Source organism: Micromonospora vulcania (assembly GCF_042658605.1).
GTDB classification, from domain to species: domain Bacteria; phylum Actinomycetota; class Actinomycetes; order Mycobacteriales; family Micromonosporaceae; genus Micromonospora; species Micromonospora vulcania.
This window is the reverse complement of the sequence record NZ_JBHSQS010000016.1, coordinates 1-17133: the sequence shown is the minus strand read 5'-3', so window position 1 is coordinate 17133 and position 17133 is coordinate 1. Positions and strand designations below refer to the sequence as shown.

Below are 17133 nucleotides of genomic sequence, written 5' to 3'. Positions count from 1 at the left end.
GCCGGATGCGACACGTCGTGCTGTTCCACTCCGTGTACGGGCTGCGGCCCGCCGTGCGTGCCGCCGCGGCCCGGCTGCGCGCCGCCGGACACCAGGTCGTCACCCCCGACCTGTACGGCGTCCCCGCCGCCGACACCGTCGAGGAGGGCTTCGCGCTGCTCGACAAGATCGGCCAGGACGTGGTGCTCGACCGGGCCCGGGCGGCCTTGCGGGAGTTGCCGGCCGAGACCGTGCTCGCCGGTTTCTCGATGGGTGCCGGCGTGGCCGGCGCGCTGCTCGCGGAGCGCCCCGACACCGCCGGTCTGCTCCTGCTGCACGGCACCGGCGGCGCGTCGGAGTCGGTCCGCCCCGGCCTGCCGGTGCAGCTGCACCTCGCCGACCCGGACCCGTACGACGCTCCGGACGAGGTCGACGAGTGGCAGGAGGCGATGACCGACGCCGGTGCCGACCTGACGGTGTTCCGCTATCCGGCGGTCGGGCACCTGTTCACCGATCCGGCCCTGCCGGAGTACGTCCCGGATGCCGACGCGGCCGTCTGGCCGCGGGTGCTGGCCTTCCTCGCGGCCCGCTGACCGTCTACGACCGCCTCGGCCTCGGCCTGGCGGCGGAGCGCGACCGAGCCGGGCAGGGCCGACGCCCACGTCAATCCGCGCGGGCTCCGAAGGCACGCAGGAGCGCGAGGGTCGAGCGGTGGCCACCGACCAACGCCCACTCCGACGCCGTACGTCCGCTGCCCCCGTCCTCCCGCAGGTTCGGGTCGGCACCAGCTAGCAGCAGTTCACGCACGCTGTCGTCATGCCCCCAGACAGCGGCGCCGCACAGCGGGAGGCCCTCGCTGCCATCCCCACTCTCGGTGTTGGGCATCGCGCCGGCGGCCAGCAGCACCCGGACGTTGCCGGCCGCGCCCTGAACACTGGCCAGATAGAGCGGCGTCGTGCCGGACCGGTCGGGCAGGTTCGGATCCGCCCCCGACCGCAACAGCGCCGTCAGCTGCTCCGGCGAACCGAAGCCCGCCGCGTTCAGAAACCGTTCCTGCACCTTCTTACGCTGACGTGCGTTCACCCGGGCATCGTCGCAAATCCGTGCGAGAAAGCTCGCATCGATATTGGGCGGGGCAGAGCCGGGCTTCCCCGGTGTTCTGGGAGGCCGGCGGGTGGTCCGCGTCGCCTTTGCGCTGCTTCAACAGACGCACCGCCCGGTGTCCGGTTACCGGACGCGTGGTGTTGCGCCGGGTGAAGCAGAGCAGAGGGCGCAGACCAGGTGCCCGATCCCCGCGCCGGACCGACTCGGTCCTCAGGCGGGGAAGGCCAGTCCGGTTGACCAACGGATCAAGGGCGGCCGGGGTACGGCGTGCACCGTGCCACGTTCGTCCGACGGCTCGGCCGGCACCTCGCGGGTGGCTATCGGCGGTCGGCCCACGCTCGGGCTGCCGTGGCCGCCCGCTCCAGCCACGGTGAGCGTGGCGGATCGCTTCGGAGCCGCGTCGCCCGGGGGCGCGACGGCTCGGAGTCGTCGTACGGCCGGTGGCCGTCGGATCCCGGGTACCGGGGCGGGTGGTGCGACGGCCGCCGTCGGGGCGGGAAGGTGTCGGCGCGACGTCGCCGGGGCGGCGGGACCGGCCGTCCCTGTCGCGGCCAGGGCCGCGAATGCGGCGTTGAGGCGGCGGGACCGGGAGCGGACGGCGTCGAGCCGAACGACCTCGGCGCGGGCGGTGGCAGCCGTGGTCCTTTCGGCACCGGCGACACCGGCCGCGGTGCTGACACCGGCCGCGGAGCCGGCGTCCCGCTGAAGAGCGCCGGCTCGGCTGCCGAAGACGGCCCGCAGCGCGCGGGGCAGCCGCTGGGTGGCGACCGTGCGCAGGGCGGGAGCGGCGAACGCGTACCCACCCGCGCGGCGGGGGAGTAGCAGTCCGGCGGCGACGAGCCCGCGCAGCGCCGGCGCGGACCGCCCGGGCGTCCAGCCCAGGACCCGGTCCAGCGCGGCGCCGGAGAACACGGCCCCGAGGGTGCCGGCGGCCATCAACGCCGCCCGCTGCTCGCCGTCGAGCCGGTCCAGCTCCGCGTCGACGGAACGACGCACCACCTCGGGCAACGCGAGTGCCGCCAGGTCCGCGCCCTTCACGATGGAATCGGCGTACGCCGCCGCGTGCCCGGGTCGACCGCCCACCAGTGGCAGGAGTCGGTCGAGCAGGGTCGCCGGCCGCCCGGCTCGGGCCAGCAGGTGCCGCAGCAGCCGTCCGGTCTGCACCGGGGTCAGCGGCCGGACCGGCAGCCGGTGCCGTCGTCGTGTCGGACCGGGCTGCGTGTCGGCCCAGTGCGGCTGGTGCAGGGTGACCACGGCGAGCGGCAGAGCCCGCGTGGTGGCCGCGGTGAACAGCGCGTGCAGGAAGCGGCTCACCGCCGGCGCCGCCCGGTCCAGGTCGTCCACGGCGACGATCAGCGGCCGGTGGGCCGCGAGGCGGAGCAGGACGTCCCGGCAGACCGCCGCGCCGGCCAGCGCCGCCGCCGAACCGTCCGGGGTGGCCAGCAGACCCTCCAGGGCCGGCACCGCCTCCGCGACCCGGGCCGGCGGGAACAGCGGGGTCAGCGCGGCGGTCAGTCGGTCCCGGACCGCCGTCGGGGTGTCGGTATCGCGGATCCCGGCGAGCCGGCGCAGCAGCTCCGCGACCGGCGCCAGCACCTGATCGGGGTACGGCGGGCAGGCCGCCACACACCAGCGCACCGGTACGCCGTCCACCGTGGCCAGCGCCCGGGTCAGCTCGTGCAGCAGTCGACTGCGGCCGCTGCCGGTCGGACCGACCACCGACACCCACTGAGGGCTGTGCTCGCGGACCGCCCGACTCAGCTGGTCGCGGGCGGTGGCCAACTCACGGCGGCGCCCGACCAACGGGCCGTCGTGCCGGTCGGCGCGGGGGCGCAGCAGGCCGACGGCGTGCCAGACCGGCATCGGTGACACCCGGCCGGCGACCGGCACCGGCGTCAGTTGGTGCTGGGCGACCAGGCCGGCGGTGGCCCGGGCGGTGGCCGCACAGAGCGCGACGGCGCCGGGTGGTGCGTACTCCTGTAGGCGCGCCGCGGTGGTGATCACCGCGCCGCTGGCCACGCCGTGGCCGCCGCTGACCGCGCTACCCAGGTCGACCACCACCTCGCCGGTGGCGACCCCGACCCGGACCCGCAGCGCGACGCCGGCGAGCAGCGGCTGGCGGTCCAGCGCGGCCTGGATCTCCAGTCCGGCACGGACCGCCCGGTACGCGTCGAAGCCGTCCGAGTGTCGCGCGCCGAAGAGCGCCATCACCGCGTCACCGACGTACTTCTCGACCACCCCGTGCCATCGGTGCAGCACCCCCGCGACAGTGTCGAAGTAGGCCCGCTGCAGCGCCCGGACATCCTCCGGGTCCAGTCGGTCGACGAGCGCCGTGGAGCCCACGATGTCCGCGAAGAGCACGGTGACCGTGCGTCTCTCCTGGGGTACCGGCCAGTGTGGGGATGCCGCCCGCTGCGTGTCGATGACGGTGGTGGTCATGGGTGTCGCACCGGCCTCTCCCTGCGGTTATGCCTGATGACCTCCGGAGATTGGCATCCCTGGGCCGACAGGGGATCTGCCGAACGACGTATGTCGGCCACACGCAACCTTTAGTCGCAATGTCGACGCGAGGAGTACCACAAGCGGCAGATGGCCGTAGAACGGTACGGGGGCGTGTGATTAGGCTGCGTGCCATGGCCAGCGATGTGGACACCGCACCGCTCGTGGGCCGAGCCGAGCTGGTGCAGACGGTTCGGGCCACGCTGCTCGACGATCTCGCGCAGGGGCAGACCGCCGCGGTCTTCCTGACCGGCGAGAGCGGTGTGGGCAAGACCCGGCTGCTTGGTGAGATCGGTGCCCGATTGCGTGACCAGGGCGCATTGGTGCTGACCGGGAGTTGTCTGGACATCGGCGACGCCTCCCCGCTGCACCCGCTGCTGCAGGCGTTGCGGCGCTTCGACGCGGACCTGTCGGCCGCGCACGCCCGGACCTCCTCGGCCGTCCGTGGGCTGTTGCAGATGTTCGCCGACGAGACCGCCGGCCCGGACGGCGCGGGCGCGCTGCTGGAGCGGGTCTCCCGAGGGCTGCACCTGATCGCCGAGGGTCGGCCGCTGGTGCTGATCCTCGACGACCTGCAGTGGGTCGACCGCAGCACCCGGCAGCTGCTGCTCTATCTGCTCGCCGGGCTCGGCGACCTGCAGCTCTCGGTGCTGGCGGCGGTACGCGCCGAGTCGTTGCAGGGCGCGCACCCACTGCGCCGGGTGCTCACCGAGCTGCGCCGGCTGCGTACGGTGCGGGTGCTCGACCTGGCCCCACTGGACCGGGTGGACACCGAACAACTCGCCAGCGCGGTGGTCGGTCGGGCGCTGAGCGCCGACGCGGCCGAGCAGGTGTGGCAACGCAGTGGCGGCAACCCTTTCGTCATCGAGGAACTGGCCCGCGACCTGCGCGACGGCCGGGACGGCCTGTCCGAGACGCTGCGCGAGATCTTCCTCGACCGGGTCGACGCGTTGCCCCAGCACGCCCACTCGGTGGTGCACGCGGTGGCCGCCGGCGTCGAGCCGGTGCAGCACTGGCTGCTGGCCCAGGTGCTCCGGCTACCCGAGGACGAGCTGATCGACGCGGCCCGTGCCGCCGTGGCGCACCGGCTGCTGGTCGGCGCCGACGACGGCTACCGGCTGCGGCACAAGCTGGTGGCCGAGGTGCTGGCACACGAGTTGCTGCCGGCCGAGCGCTCCGGGCTGCACCGCCGCTACGCCGAGGCGTTGACCGCCGCGCCGGGCGAACTGCACCAGGCCCGGCTGGCGCACCACTGGCGACTCGCCGGCGAGCCGGCCCGGGCGTTACCGGCGGCGGTGGCCGCCGCGCAGGAGGCCGAGCGGCTGCACGGTTACGCCGAGGCGCACCGGCACTGGTCGGCGGCGTTGCAGCTGGCCGGCGACCCGGGCCCGCTGGCGGTGGATCGGGTCGAGCTGCTCGGCAACGCCGCCGAGGCGGCCCATCACTGTGGGGAGCACGCCCGAGCGCTGGCCCTGCTGGAGGAGCTGGCCGTGCTGCAGGGCGGTGCGCCGAGCTGCGCGCTGCACATCCGCCGGGCCCGCTACCTGGCCGCCGCCGGGCGCTCGGCACTGGCCGAGGAGGAGTACCAGCGGGCGCTGGAGGCCGAGGACTGCTCGCCGCGGGACCGGGCCACCGCCGCCGCGCACCTGGCCGAGCTGTTGCTGCACCTGGGCCGGTACGCGGACGCCGGCCGGCGGGCCCGCGAGGCACTGGAGTTGGCCGCCGCCGTGGAGGGGTCGGTCACCGAGGTGGTGCTGGCCAGCTCGGCGCTGGGCTTCAGCGACGCTTACCTGGAAGACCCGGACGCCGGGCTGGCGGTCATGCGTGAGGCGCTCGACACGGCCGAGCGCGCCGGCAAGCCGGAGGACGTGGCGTGCGCGTACCTGCACCTGGCCGAGCTGCTGACCGGGCCGCTGAACATCCTCGAGGAGGGTGTGGTGGTCGCCCGGCGCGGTGCCGAACGGGTTGCCGAGCTGGGGCTGGGCCGCACCTGGGAGACCCGGCTGCTGGCCATCGCCACCAACGGTCTGTTCCGGGTGGGTCAGTGGGCCGAGGCGGAGAAGGTGGTCGCCGCCGCGCTGCGGCACCGTCCGTCCGGCGCGGACGCCGTCGAGCTGCTGCTGGCCCGGTGCCGGCTCTCAGTGGGGTACGGCGACATCGAGGCCGCCGACCGTGATCTCGACGCGGTGGCCACGGTGCTCGCCGGCGGCGGGGCCCGGCACGTCATTCCGCTGCTCACCCTGCGCGCCGGCCTGGCCATGTGGGAAGGCCGACACGACGTGGCACGGCAGGCGGTGCAACGCGGCCTGACCGAGAGCCGCTCCGACGACGTCACGATCATCTCGGCGCTGGTCTGGCACGGTCTGCGCGCCGAGGCCGAGGCGCACGCCAGCCGCACCGTGGCGGTGGACCCGACGGCGGTGCGCCGGCTGCGCGACGTGGCCGAGCGGATGGCCCGCAAGAGTGCGTCCGCCGCCCGACCGGTGCGCTCGGTGGTGGACGGCTTCCTCGCGCTCTGCGCCGCCGAGGTGAGTCGCCTCGACGGCAGCGATCCGGAGCTGTGGGCCCGTTCGGTCGCCGAGTGGGACCGGCGCAACCACCCCTACCCGGCGGCGTACTCGCGGCTGCGTCAGGCCGAGGCGCTGCTGGCTCGGCGTAGTCGGGTGGCCACTGCCGGCAAGCTCCTGCGCGAGGCGTACGGGGTCGCGCAGGGGTTGGGCGCGGTGCCGTTGACCTCCGAGATCCGTGAGTTGGCCGGTCGGGCCCGGGTGCCGCTGGAGCAGCACGAAGCCACCGAGGGTGTCCGGGGCGCGACGCCGGTCGAGCCGGTCGACGACGAGTTGGCGACGCTCACCGCGCGCGAGCGCGAGGTGCTCGCCCTGGTCGCCGAGGGGCTGACCAACAAGGAGATCGGGCAGCGGCTGTTCATCAGCGAGCGGACCATCGGCGTGCACGTGTCGCATATCTTCGACAAGCTCCAGGTGCGTACCCGCGTCCAGGCCAGCGCGATCCAGTTGCGCAACCGGCGCGGCTGACCCGACCCGAACGACGTATCCCGGCGCGTGTGCGCCGGGATACGTCGTTCTACTGATTTGGCGGACGGGTGTCGGCTGAAAGGCTGAGCACCGTCGACGGCGGCACGGGGGTGCCACAGACCATCATGGAGGAAGAATGACCGAACCGGTCTGGGGGCCTGTCCACCGGGACATCGTCGACCTGCTCGCCGATCATCCCGCGGACGTGCCGGCCGTGGTCGATCACCTCACCAAGCTCCAGGACATGCTGGTGCGACTGCCTCCGCTGGAGGAGAGTTGCCCGCTGGCCGACTTCAACAAGCTCTACCTGACCATCACGAGCAGCGTCCTGGACGGGCTGTACGACGACCGGTTCGTCGACCCGGTGTTCCTGTCGCGGCTGGACGTCGAGTTCGCCGCGCGGTATTTCGACGCGCTGCGGCTGTGGACCGACTCCAGCCCCGGCACCCCGAAGGCGTGGTCGTGCCTGTTCGAGCGGATGCGGGGGCCGGACGCGCGCCCGCTGCCCTCGGCGGCGGCCGGCGTCAACGCGCACATCAACTTCGACCTGCCGTTCGCCCTGGTCACCACGTTCGACCACCTGGAGTCGGAGCCGGTCGACGGCAGCGACCAGCATCACGACTACCTCGAGATCAACAACATCTTCGCGGACAAGATCCCCGGCCTGCGCCGGGGATACCTGGAGCGGTGGCAACTGCTCATCGACATGCTCAACGGCGACATCGACGACTGGTACCAGGGGGAACTGGTCGAGTACACCCGCGATGTCGCCTGGCGCAACGCGCAGAAGATCTGGCGGTGCCGGCACGATCCGGACGCCCGCGAGTGTGAGCGCACGCGGTTGGACGACAACGCCGCTGCGCTCGGCCGGCTGCTGCTCTCGCCCCTGGGGGCGTTCCTGCAGTAGTCGGGACGGGGGGTCCCCGCGCTTCGCCCCGGGGGGGCGGTGGAGCGCGGGGACGCGTCCCGCCCGCCAGCTCCATCCGCGCCATCCGGGCCGCCCGTGATCCGGGCCGGGCCCGGGGCGCCGCTCGGCCCGGGGGGCGCCGACCGGATGCCACCGTCGGCCGACCCGGGGGGTGCCGGCCGCCGGTGGGGGAGCTGGCGGGCCGGGACGGCGGGGGCTTCCGCGCCGTTCTCGGGGGACCGGGGGTGTCGCCGGGCGCGTACCGGGTACGCCCGCGCCATGACCGTCCTGGCCCGGCGCCGGCCCGCCGCCCGACCCCGGCCCGCGCGGCCCGGCCCGCTGCGGCCGGGCGGCCCGGTGCCACGGCCCACCGTCCGACCCGGTGCGCGATGACCGGCGCCGCGACGCGGTTCCCGTTCCGCTTCGACCCGGTGTTCCGCCCGGCGCTCGCGTTACTGGGCGTCCGGCCGGCGACCGCCTGGGTCGCCGTCACCGACCGGGAGGTGCTGATCCGGTACGGGCCGTGGCGGCTGCGCACCGAGCGGAGCAACCTGACCGCTGCCGAGCTCACCGGACCGTACCGCTGGTGGCGGGCGATCGGGCCGCGGGTGTCGATGGCCGACCGTGGCGTGACCTTCGGCAGCAGCGCGGCCGGCGGGCTCTGCCTGCGCTTCGGCGTACCCGTGCCGGCCCTGGCACCCGGGCCGTGGCTCCGGCATCCGGGGGCCACGGTGACCGTCGCCGATCCGCCCGCGCTGGCCCGGGTGCTCGCCGGCCCGGGCGCGTCCTGAGCTCCCCACCCGCCTGCCCGGTTCCACCGGTCGGGCCGCCAGCTACCACCTACCGTCAGATCAGGACCTGCGAGAGTGGAACGGGCGATGTCTGACGAGCACCGGGCGAAACCGCGACACGGGAGTGGGCGTCGCCACCACCCGCAGAACGGCCTTGACCCGGCCCTGCGTGCCGCCCGCGACCCGTCCCGCCCACACCGGGGCGGCCGGCAGGGTGTCGTGGTGCCCGAACGGGTGGCCCGGCCGGTCCGGCCGGCGTCGCCGCCCGGCCCGCTGCGCCAGTGGCTCTTTCGGCACCGGGTCCAGCCGCCCGGCCCGGAGGCGGCCGAGGGGCAGACCCGGGCGCACGCCTGGTGGCAGGTGATGTGCCTGACCGGCGTCGACTACTTCTCCACCCTGTCCTACCTGCCGGGCATCGCCGCGGTGGCGGCCGGGGCGCTCTCGCCCCTGGCGACCCTGTTGATCGTCGCGCTGACCCTCTTCGGAATGCTGCCGATGTACCGGCGGGTGGCCCAGGAGAGCCCACACGGGCAGGGCTCGGTGGCGATGCTGGAGCGGCTGTTGCCGTTCTGGCGGGGCAAGCTCTTCGTGCTCGTGCTGCTCGGCTTCGTGGCGACCTCCTGGATCATCACGATCACGCTCTCCTCGGCCGACGCGACCGTGCACCTGCTGGAGAACCCGTACCTGCCGGACGCCCTGGGCGGGGAGGGCGTCGCGGTCGTGGTCACCGTGGCGCTGCTGCTCGTCCTCGGCGGGGTGTTCCTGCTCGGCTTCCGCGAGGCGGTGGTGGTGGCCATCCCGCTGGTCGCCGTGTTCCTGCTGCTCAATGCGGTGATCGTGGCGGTAGCGATGTCGCGGATCATCGACGACCCGGGCATCGTGTCGAACTGGACCGCGGCGCTGACCGCGGGAGGCGGAGGGTCGCACGTGCTGCTCACCGCCGTACTGGCCTTCCCGATGCTGGTGCTGGGTCTGTCCGGCTTCGAGACCGGGGTCAGCATGATGCCGCTGGTGGCGGCCAGGGGGCCGGACCGGGCGGCCCGGTTGGCCGCCCGGATCCGCAACACCCGCCGGCTGCTCACCACCGCCGCGTTGATCATGTCGGTGTACCTGATCTCGACCACCTTCGTGACCACGGCGCTCATCCCGGCCGAGCAGTTCCAGCCGGGTGGCGCCGCGAACGGTCGAGCGCTGGCGTTCCTGGCGCACACCTACCTGGGCGAGCAGTTCGGCACGGTCTACGACCTGAGCAGCGTGCTCATCCTCTGGTTCGCGGGCGCCTCGGCCATGGCTGGTCTGATCAACATCGTGCCCCGCTACCTGCCGTCGTACGGCATGGCCCCGGAGTGGGCGCGGGCCGTACGCCCGGTGGTGATCGTCTACACCCTGGTCAGCGTCGCCATCACCATCGCCTTCCGGGCCGACGTCAACGCGCAGGCCGGGGCGTACGCGACCGGGATCCTGGCGATGATGGTCTCCGGCGCGGTGGCGGTGACCATCTCCGCGGCCCGCCACCACCGGCGGGGCGCCGCCGTCGGCTTCACCGCGCTGACCCTGGTGCTGCTGTACGCCCTGGTGGACAACGTGATCGAGCAGCCGGACGGGATCACCATCTCCGCGCTGTTCATTCTCGGCATCATCGCCGTCTCGTTGATCTCCCGGGTCACCCGGACCACCGAGCTGCGCGCCGAGCGGATCGAGTTCGACGAGCCCGCCCGCCGGTTCATCGCCGAGTCGCTGGCCCACGACGGGCAACTGCACCTGATCTCGAACAAGCGGCAGAGCGGTTCGGTGAAGGAGTACACGGTGAAGGAGCGGGCGCAGCGCGGGATGAACCCGGTGCCGGGCGCGGCGGACGTGCTGTTCCTGGAGATCGACGTGGTCGACCCGTCGGAGTTCAGCCAGGTGCTGCGGGTGCACGGGGTGGAGGTGGGCGGGTTCCGGGTGCTGCGGGCCAGTAGCCCGGCCGTGCCGAACGCGATCGCCGCGATCCTGCTGGCCCTGCGCGACGCGACCGGGGTCCGGCCGCACGCGCACTTCGAGTGGTCCGAGGGGAGTCCGATCGCGCACCTGCTGCGCTATCTGATCCTTGGGCGGGGGGACACCCCGCCGGTTGTACGGGAGATCATCCGGCGCAGCGAGCCGGATCCGTTGCGGCGGCCGGGCATCCACGTCGGGGGGTGATCGCGGTTCCCGTACGCCAGCTTTGAACGCGAATGGCAGCACTATTCATGTTCACACCTTCCTGTCCGTATTGCGGCCCTATCGTGACCTCTGGTGGTCGGCGGTACGTCGAGCACCCCGCGACCGGATTGTCGCGGTCACGTCACGCAGGCAGGAAGGTGGGGACCTAGATGTCCACGTACCCCGGAGGCGACCGCCCGGCACGACCCAGGCGGCGGTCCCGATGGTTCTTAGCCGGCGGGTTCCTGGCGGGGAGCCTGGTGGTCGGGGTGGCCGGCGTCGCGACGGCCGCCGACCGTGACCTCTCGTTGCCGGGCCTGGCCCGGCTGACCGCCGCCACCCGGTATGACGACGGCCGGCGTGCCGACGACCGGGCCCAACCGGAGCGTGACGGCGACAGCGCCGAGCGGGCCCGGCCGGACACCCCGGGCACCGGCAAGCGGGGCGTGGTGTCGGTGCCCTGCGACGCGGCGAAGCTGGTGGCGGCGCTGGTGACGGCCAACGCCGAGGGCGGCGCGGAGCTGCGGCTGGCGCCGAAGTGCCGCTACACGCTCACCGAGGCGTTCCACGAGACCGACCAGTACGACGGCGGGATCCGCGACGCGCGGGAGCAGGCCGACGCCGCGGAGACCCCCGGGGACGCCGACGCTCCGCCGCACAACCCGGCCGACGACACGGCCGGCCTGCCGGTGATCTACCAGCCCATCGTCATCGACGGCGCCGGTGCCACCATCGCCCGCGACGTCCAGGCCGCGGCGTTCCGCTTCTTCACCGTCCGCGACGGCGGCGAGCTGACCCTGCGCGACCTGCAACTGCACAACGGCCGCTCGGCCATCGAGGGCGGCAGCGTGCACGTCGTGCACGGCGCCACCGCCGTGGTGGAACGGGTCACCGTCACCCAGAGCACGTCGCTGTCCCCCGAGGGCGGCGGCGGTGGGATCTTCAACGACGGCAACATGGTCGTCACCGATTCCACCTTCATCGGCAACAGCGCCTCCGGTGCCGCGGGCAAGGGCGGGGGCCTGCTCAACGGCGGGGTGCTGACGTTGAAGCGCTCGGAGTTCCACCACAACAGCGCCAACGCGTACGGCGGCGGGCTCGGCAACTACCGGGGCGCGGCGGACGTGGACACCACCACGTTCGCGCAGAACAGCGCCGGCCAGGGCGGCGGGCTGGCCAGCTTCTCGGCCCGGACCAAGGTCTCCGACACCGAGTTGCTGAACAACACCGCGCAGATCGGTGGTGGCGCCGCGAACTCCGACGCGGTGCTGGTGATGCGCAAGATGACGATTCGCGGCAACACCTCCACCGTCAACGGGGGCGGCCTGTCCACCGTCAAGGGCCTGACGCCGCTCGACGACAGCGTGGTCGACGGCAACACGACCCACGGCATCGGCGCCGGCATCTACGCCGAGAAGTCGAACCTGCTGGTGCGGGGCAGCGACGTGACCGGTAACGAGGCCGTCGGCGCGACCTCGAAGGGCGGTGGCATCTACGCCACCGCGGGCTCGCTGGCGCTCTACACCACCAAGGTCACCCACAACGCGGCCACGGTGAAGCCGGGCGGCATCTTCGCCGAGCACGCACAGGTCAAGATCGACGACGAGAGCGTGGTCGTCGAGAACGAACCGACCAACTGTGAGGGCAGCGCGGCACCGATCGCGCACTGCTTCCGCTGAGCGGCGATCCGCGCACCCATCCCGAGCGCAGCCGGCCGCCCGGACGATCGCACTGATCGTCCGGGCGGCCGGTCTCGTCTGCCGCCCATCGTCGGCCGAGGTCAAGGGCACCTCAGCGCAGCGAACGACCCGCGCCCCGGACGGGCGCGGGCCGGCGTGAGCGTCCTACTTGGACGGCTCCGGAAGCTTGCAGTCGATCTTGGGGTTGGCGCCGATGTAGTTCAACGGTCCGGCCACGATGGTGACCAGGATCGTGCCTGCCTCGGCGCAGTTGGTGTCGTCGCCGCTGTAGTAGCCCCGCTGGCCGGCAGCGATCGCGCCGATCACCAGCCAGATCACGACGATGACTCCGAGTATCGAGGTGCCGCGCATCGCTGCCTCCTGAAGGAATGTGGTGGATCCGAGGTGCAGGCCATGTACCCAGTTGCGTCTCGCGGCTAACGGGTGTCCGCGACGACCCGTGGATCGTCCTTACGGCCGGTGTCGTCCGCCGTCGGTACGGGCGGGCATCGGCCGCCCGCACCGGGTCCGGGCGGTCGGCTATCGGATCAGCGACCGACCCGGCCGTCGTACGGCTCGCCGACGTAGAACTGCCTCACGGCCCCGCCGAGGAGGACTCATGAAAGCCCCGATGCCGCACCTGTACATGGACCGCCCGGACGACGTCGCCGTCGCGGCTCGCGCGCTGGCCGGGGGTGCGGTCGTGGCGGCGGCCTTCGCCAACTTCTACGTCATCGTCACCCGTCCGGACGTGGCCACCGTGCGCCGGGTCAACCTGGCCAAGGGCCGCCCGGTCGACCAGGTCGGCAGCATCACCACCGCGATCGGCCGGATCCCGGGAATGTTCGACTGGACCAGGATCTCGCCACGACTGCCGGTCGGTCGGGTACGGGCGCTGATGGACGCCCTCTACGGCGCCGGGCCGTTCGGCTTCCGGGGCCCGGCGGCCGAGCGGCTTCCCGAGCACCTCACGCAGGTCGACCAGGGACTGCGTACGACCCAGGTGATCGCGCCCGGTCTGACCTGCCCGTCCAACGCCTTCTTCGAGCGGGCGCTCGCCGAGACCGGCTCGGACCACCTCTACATCACCTCGGCGAACCGGTCCCGGCACCTCACCGGCGCCGCCGAGGAACCGGCGCACTGGAAGGCCGACGGGCTCGCCGCCGACTTCGCCCACCTCGACGACCTGGTGGTGCTCGCACACCGGGACGAGGTGGCGGCCCGCGCCGCCTACCCCGGCTACCTCACCACCTCGGTTACCCTGCTGTCGTTTCACGCGCCCGAGGGTGAGCTGGAGGAGCCGCCGGTGCTCACCGTGGACCGGCACGGCTCGCTGCACCTGGACGAGGTTCGCCGCGCCGCCGCACCGCTCGGGCTCCAGGTTCGCCTCGGCGGCACCGCCGGGCAGCGGTTGCAGGTCCGGGGGTACGCCGGAGCGTTGGTGTGACCGGCTACCGGATCGGGCTGGTAGTGCCCAGCTCGAACACCACCATGGAGACCGAGATCCCGGCGATGCTGCGCCGCCGCGAGACGGTCGACCCGACGGTCCACTTCACCACCCACGCCAGCCGGGTACGGCTGCACCAGGTGACCCCCGACGAGTTGGCCCGGATGAACCGCTCCGCGGTCCGCTGCGCGGCCGAGCTGGCCGACGCCCGCTGCGACGTGCTCGCGTACGCGTGTCTGGTGGCGGTGATGTGCGAGGGCGCTGGCGCGCACGAGCGGGCCGAACGGCGACTGGGCCGCGCGGCCGGTCGTGCCGGGCACGACATGCCGGTGGTGACCAGCGCGGGCGCCCTGGTCGCCGGGCTGCACGCGCTGGGTGCCCGCCGGGTGGCGCTGATCGCGCCGTACCTGCCGCCGCTGACCGCGACCGTCGTCGCCTACCTCGCCGCGTACGGCGTCGAGGTGACCGAGGCGGTCAGCCTCGCCGAGCCGGACAACGTGGCGGTCGGCCGGATACCGACACGGCGGCTGGTGGACCTGGCCGACCGGCTGGACGTGACCGACGTGGACGCGGTCGTCCTGTCGGCCTGCGTGCAGCTCCCGTCGCTGGCCGCGGTGCCGCAGGTGGAGGCCCGCCTCGGGCGCCCGGTGCTCACCGCGGCCACCGCCACCGTGCACCAACTGCTCACCGGGCTGGGTGTCGAGCCGTACGTGCCGGACGCCGGTCGGCTGCTGGCCGGGCCGGCTCAGTGCGGCGGGGCGGGGGCCTCCGGCGGCTTGCCGTGGCTGCGTCGGAAGTCCGCGTAGGCGACTCCGGCCAGCACCAGCAGGGCACCGATGGCGGCGAAGATCGGCGGCAGGTACAGCGCCGCGGGCGCCACCGTCAGCAGCGCCAGCACACCGCCGGGGCGCGACGCCGACACCCGGCTGAAGACCTCGTACTCGAAGGAGGCCCGACCGGCCAGGAACAGCGCCGGGCCGCCGAGGATCACCGCCAGCCAGGCCGGCGGCGTGTGCCCGGCCGGCTCGTGCAGCACCAGCTCGAAACCCGAGGCGGTGGTCACCACCCCGGCGATCATCAACAGATGGGTGTACGGCGCGCTGAACAGGAACCTGCTGGGCGAGTCGGCCGCCTTGATGGCCCTGGGCAGCAGTTCGCCGGACTTGTGCACGTAGATCCGCCAGAGCAGCAGGGTGGTCAGGAACGCCACCGCGAACGCCCCGACGTTCTCCCCCTCGGAGTGCTGCAGGCTGAACATGGTGCCAATGGTCAGGATGGCGTCGCCGAGGGCGATGATGAAGAACTGTTGGTACCGCTCGGAGAGGTGCTCGGCCTGGACGTTGCGCTGCTGCTCGGGCACCACCCCGAGCCCCGGCACCGGGTACGCGAGCCGGAAGCCGCCGTAGTCGATGGCGAGCGCGATGGCCCAGCAGAGCATCCGGGCGTCGCCGCTGACGTACGCGCCGATGATCCACGGGATGCCCGACACGGCGAACCAGATGAAGATCCGCGCCGCCCGTCGCTGGGTCTGCGGTTGGCGGCGTACGGCCGGGATCAGGAAAAGGCCGCGCCCGAGGTGGATCGCCACGTAGGTGCCGGCGAAGGCGAGCCCCCGGTCGCCGAACGCGTCGGGGATCGCGGTGGTCATCATCAGCGCGCCGAACATCACCGCGCTGATCAGCAGCTTGATCTCGGTGCGTCTCGGGTCGTACAGGTCGGTCACCAGGGTGGTGATCGTCCAGGTCCACCAGATGGCGGACAGCAGGATCAGCGCCTGCCCGGCCCGGTGCCAGTCGAGATGCTCGACCAGTCCCCGGGAGATGAGCGCGAGCGCCACCACGTAGACCAGGTCGAAGAAGAGTTCGAGCAGGGTCACCCGGCGCGGCGAGTCCGGGTCGCGCACCAGCGGGCGGTCCCACCGGGACCCGGGCTGCGGCGCGGCGAAGGGCACGGGCTGCTCCAGCGGTACCGGTCGAGTGGGCGGACCGTCCGACCCACCGTGACCGACGGTAGCGAGCAGTCGAGTGCGGCAGGCCCGATAAGTCCGGTTTCCCCCGACCGGGGATGGCCTGAAGTTGTCCGCCCACGCCGGGAGACGGCCGAACCCCGACCGGCCGCCCGGAGGACGACCGGCCGAGGGCTCGGATGTTCGGCGTCAGCCCTGGGCGTTGCCCGGCAGCACCGCGACCACCTCGTCGCCGGCACCGGCCAGTACCCGGGCCTGCTGCGGCCAACTCGCCAGACCGGGCGCCGCGCGCAGGCCGGCGGTGCGGATCAGGTCGCGCAGCGCCGGCTCGTCCAGCTCGGCAAGCTGGCCGTACGTACGCACACCGGCGGCCTGCAACGCGGCGGCCATCTTCGGCCCGACACCCTGGATCCGGCGGAAGTCGTCGGCCTGGTCGGCGGCCGCACCGTTTGGCGTGGTGTCGGCGGTCGCGAGGACCGACGTGGCGGTGTCGGCCGACCGCACCGGCGGCGTGGCCCGCTCCGGCTCCGCGTCGGCGTCCACCGGCTCGCCTTCCACAGCTGCCGAGGTCGTGTCGGCTGGCGTCGTGTCGGCCGGGGTCGTGTCGATCGGCGTCGTGTCGATCGGGGTCGAGTCGACCGGCGTCGTGTCGACCGGCGTCGTGTCGGCCGGGGTCGAGTCGGCCGGGGTCGTGTCGGCTGGCGTCGTGTCGAGCGGGGTCGAGTCGACCGGCGTCGTGTCCTCCGGCGCGGCCTCGGCCGGCGCGGAGTCGGTCGAGGTGGAACCGGCCTGCGACAGGTCGTCGTCCGCCGGCTGGCGGGGGGCGATGACCGGTGCCGGGGCCTGCTGCTCCTCGACCGCGACCGGCTCGGGCGCCGGCTCGGCGGCCAGCTCGGAGCGGAGGTCGGCCTCGTCGGACCCCTCGGCGGTGGGGGCGGCCGGCGGTGCCTCGGTCAGCGCGATGTCGGCCGGGTCGACGGTGCTCGGGGCGTCCGCCGGAGCGGGGTCGTCGGATTCGGTGGCGGCGGTGGTCACCGCGGCCGGAGCGCTGATGGTGTCCACCGGGGCCGGCTCGTCGATGACCGCGGGCGTCGCCGGGTCGACCGCCGCCGGCGGCCGGTCCTCGTCGATGGTGGCCGCCGGTGCCGGCGTGGCGACCACGGCCAGGCCGGCGACCGGGTCACCGTCCACGATCGAGCGACCCTGCCCGCTGGCCCGTACGTCCTGCCGGCCGCGCAGCACCCATCCGGCCGCCAGGCCCAGCAGCAGTGCCACTACCACTATCAGCAGGTGTCCGATAGACCACTCCACGGCGAACCTCCCTCTCACCTCGTCGGAAAAGTCACGAGAAAAACTCGCCGCAGCTTCGCACATGCGTGTTTCCGACGACAGACAGGCTCGGTCGGAAACGGTGTAGGTGGAACGACGGCCCCGACGGGTGCCCGCCGAGTAACACAGCGTCGCGCCCACGTCCCCCTCCTCCCCGCCCCCGACCCCTCCCCTCCCCTCCCCGCCCCCCCGCCCCGCCCCCTCTCCCCTCGA

Annotated in this window: 12 protein-coding genes and 1 pseudogene; 8 read left to right on the top strand and 5 right to left on the bottom strand. The window is 73.4% G+C overall.

The window, feature by feature from the left end:
• Positions 1-5 precede the first annotated feature (5 nt).
• Positions 6-572: a dienelactone hydrolase family protein gene (locus ACFQGL_RS23540; protein ID WP_377514528.1), complete on the top strand. Its 567-nt coding sequence runs from the start codon at positions 6-8 to the stop codon at positions 570-572.
• Between the two features lie 70 nt (positions 573-642).
• On the opposite strand, the gene ACFQGL_RS23535 is transcribed toward ACFQGL_RS23540, so the two are convergent.
• Positions 643-1062, bottom strand: a complete 420-nt coding sequence (locus ACFQGL_RS23535) for an ankyrin repeat domain-containing protein (protein WP_377514527.1) — start codon at positions 1060-1062, stop codon at positions 643-645.
• Positions 1063-1293: 231 nt separating this feature from the next.
• A complete protein-coding gene (locus ACFQGL_RS23530; RefSeq protein WP_377514525.1) occupies positions 1294-3522 on the bottom strand; it encodes an AAA family ATPase in 2229 nt (742 codons plus the stop codon).
• A 194-nt stretch (positions 3523-3716) separates the two neighbouring features.
• On the opposite strand from ACFQGL_RS23530, the gene ACFQGL_RS23525 reads away from it, so the two are divergent.
• From ACFQGL_RS23525 to ACFQGL_RS23505, 5 genes are all read left to right on the top strand, one after another.
• Entirely contained in the window at positions 3717-6617 is a 2901-nt protein-coding gene (locus ACFQGL_RS23525) for a helix-turn-helix transcriptional regulator (RefSeq protein WP_377514524.1), read from the top strand.
• Positions 6618-6753: 136 nt separating this feature from the next.
• Entirely contained in the window at positions 6754-7524 is a 771-nt protein-coding gene (locus ACFQGL_RS23520; RefSeq protein ID WP_377514523.1) for a DUF5995 family protein, read from the top strand.
• Positions 7525-7709: 185 nt separating this feature from the next.
• Complete coding sequence (locus tag ACFQGL_RS23515; protein WP_377514522.1) at positions 7710-8315, top strand: hypothetical protein; 606 nt, start codon at positions 7710-7712, stop codon at positions 8313-8315.
• Between the two features lie 87 nt (positions 8316-8402).
• Positions 8403-10499 carry an APC family permease gene (locus tag ACFQGL_RS23510; protein ID WP_377514521.1) on the top strand — a complete coding sequence of 699 codons (2097 nt, stop codon included), beginning with the start codon at positions 8403-8405 and terminating at the stop codon, positions 10497-10499.
• Positions 10500-10669: 170 nt separating this feature from the next.
• Positions 10670-12178 carry a right-handed parallel beta-helix repeat-containing protein gene (locus tag ACFQGL_RS23505; protein ID WP_377514520.1) on the top strand — a complete coding sequence of 503 codons (1509 nt, stop codon included), beginning with the start codon at positions 10670-10672 and terminating at the stop codon, positions 12176-12178.
• Positions 12179-12343: 165 nt separating this feature from the next.
• Here ACFQGL_RS23505 and ACFQGL_RS23500 read toward each other — a convergent pair whose 3' ends face one another.
• Positions 12344-12550 (bottom strand): hypothetical protein, encoded by a 207-nt coding sequence (locus ACFQGL_RS23500; protein ID WP_334628087.1) that lies wholly within the window; start codon positions 12548-12550, stop codon positions 12344-12346.
• Positions 12551-12797: 247 nt separating this feature from the next.
• Here ACFQGL_RS23500 and ACFQGL_RS23495 point away from each other — a divergent pair, with 247 nt between their 5' ends.
• Positions 12798-13625 carry a hypothetical protein gene (locus ACFQGL_RS23495; protein ID WP_377514518.1) on the top strand — a complete coding sequence of 276 codons (828 nt, stop codon included), beginning with the start codon at positions 12798-12800 and terminating at the stop codon, positions 13623-13625.
• Positions 13622-14431 carry a maleate cis-trans isomerase family protein gene (locus ACFQGL_RS23490; protein WP_377514517.1) on the top strand — a complete coding sequence of 270 codons (810 nt, stop codon included), beginning with the start codon at positions 13622-13624 and terminating at the stop codon, positions 14429-14431. The genes ACFQGL_RS23495 and ACFQGL_RS23490 overlap by 4 nt, the downstream gene beginning before the upstream one ends.
• Here the strand turns inward: ACFQGL_RS23490 and ACFQGL_RS23485 are convergent.
• Both ACFQGL_RS23485 and ACFQGL_RS23480 read right to left on the bottom strand, forming a co-directional pair.
• Positions 14371-15576 carry a low temperature requirement protein A gene (locus ACFQGL_RS23485; RefSeq protein WP_377514516.1) on the bottom strand — a complete coding sequence of 402 codons (1206 nt, stop codon included), beginning with the start codon at positions 15574-15576 and terminating at the stop codon, positions 14371-14373. The two genes, ACFQGL_RS23490 and ACFQGL_RS23485, sit on opposite strands and share 61 nt — an antisense overlap.
• Before the next feature lie 204 nt (positions 15577-15780).
• A pseudogene (locus ACFQGL_RS23480) lies at positions 15781-16020 on the bottom strand (helix-hairpin-helix domain-containing protein); the annotation flags it as partial.
• Positions 16021-17133 lie beyond the last annotated feature (1113 nt).

Coding starts and splice junctions, on each gene's coding strand:
- ACFQGL_RS23540 (WP_377514528.1), top strand. CDS start 6: ATGCGACACGTCGTGCTGTTCCACTCCGTGTACGGGCTGCGGCCCGCC.
- ACFQGL_RS23530 (WP_377514525.1), bottom strand. CDS start 3,522: ATGACCACCACCGTCATCGACACGCAGCGGGCGGCATCCCCACACTGG.
- ACFQGL_RS23525 (WP_377514524.1), top strand. CDS start 3,717: ATGGCCAGCGATGTGGACACCGCACCGCTCGTGGGCCGAGCCGAGCTG.
- ACFQGL_RS23520 (WP_377514523.1), top strand. CDS start 6,754: ATGACCGAACCGGTCTGGGGGCCTGTCCACCGGGACATCGTCGACCTG.
- ACFQGL_RS23510 (WP_377514521.1), top strand. CDS start 8,403: ATGTCTGACGAGCACCGGGCGAAACCGCGACACGGGAGTGGGCGTCGC.
- ACFQGL_RS23505 (WP_377514520.1), top strand. CDS start 10,670: ATGTCCACGTACCCCGGAGGCGACCGCCCGGCACGACCCAGGCGGCGG.
- ACFQGL_RS23500 (WP_334628087.1), bottom strand. CDS start 12,550: ATGCGCGGCACCTCGATACTCGGAGTCATCGTCGTGATCTGGCTGGTG.
- ACFQGL_RS23495 (WP_377514518.1), top strand. CDS start 12,798: ATGAAAGCCCCGATGCCGCACCTGTACATGGACCGCCCGGACGACGTC.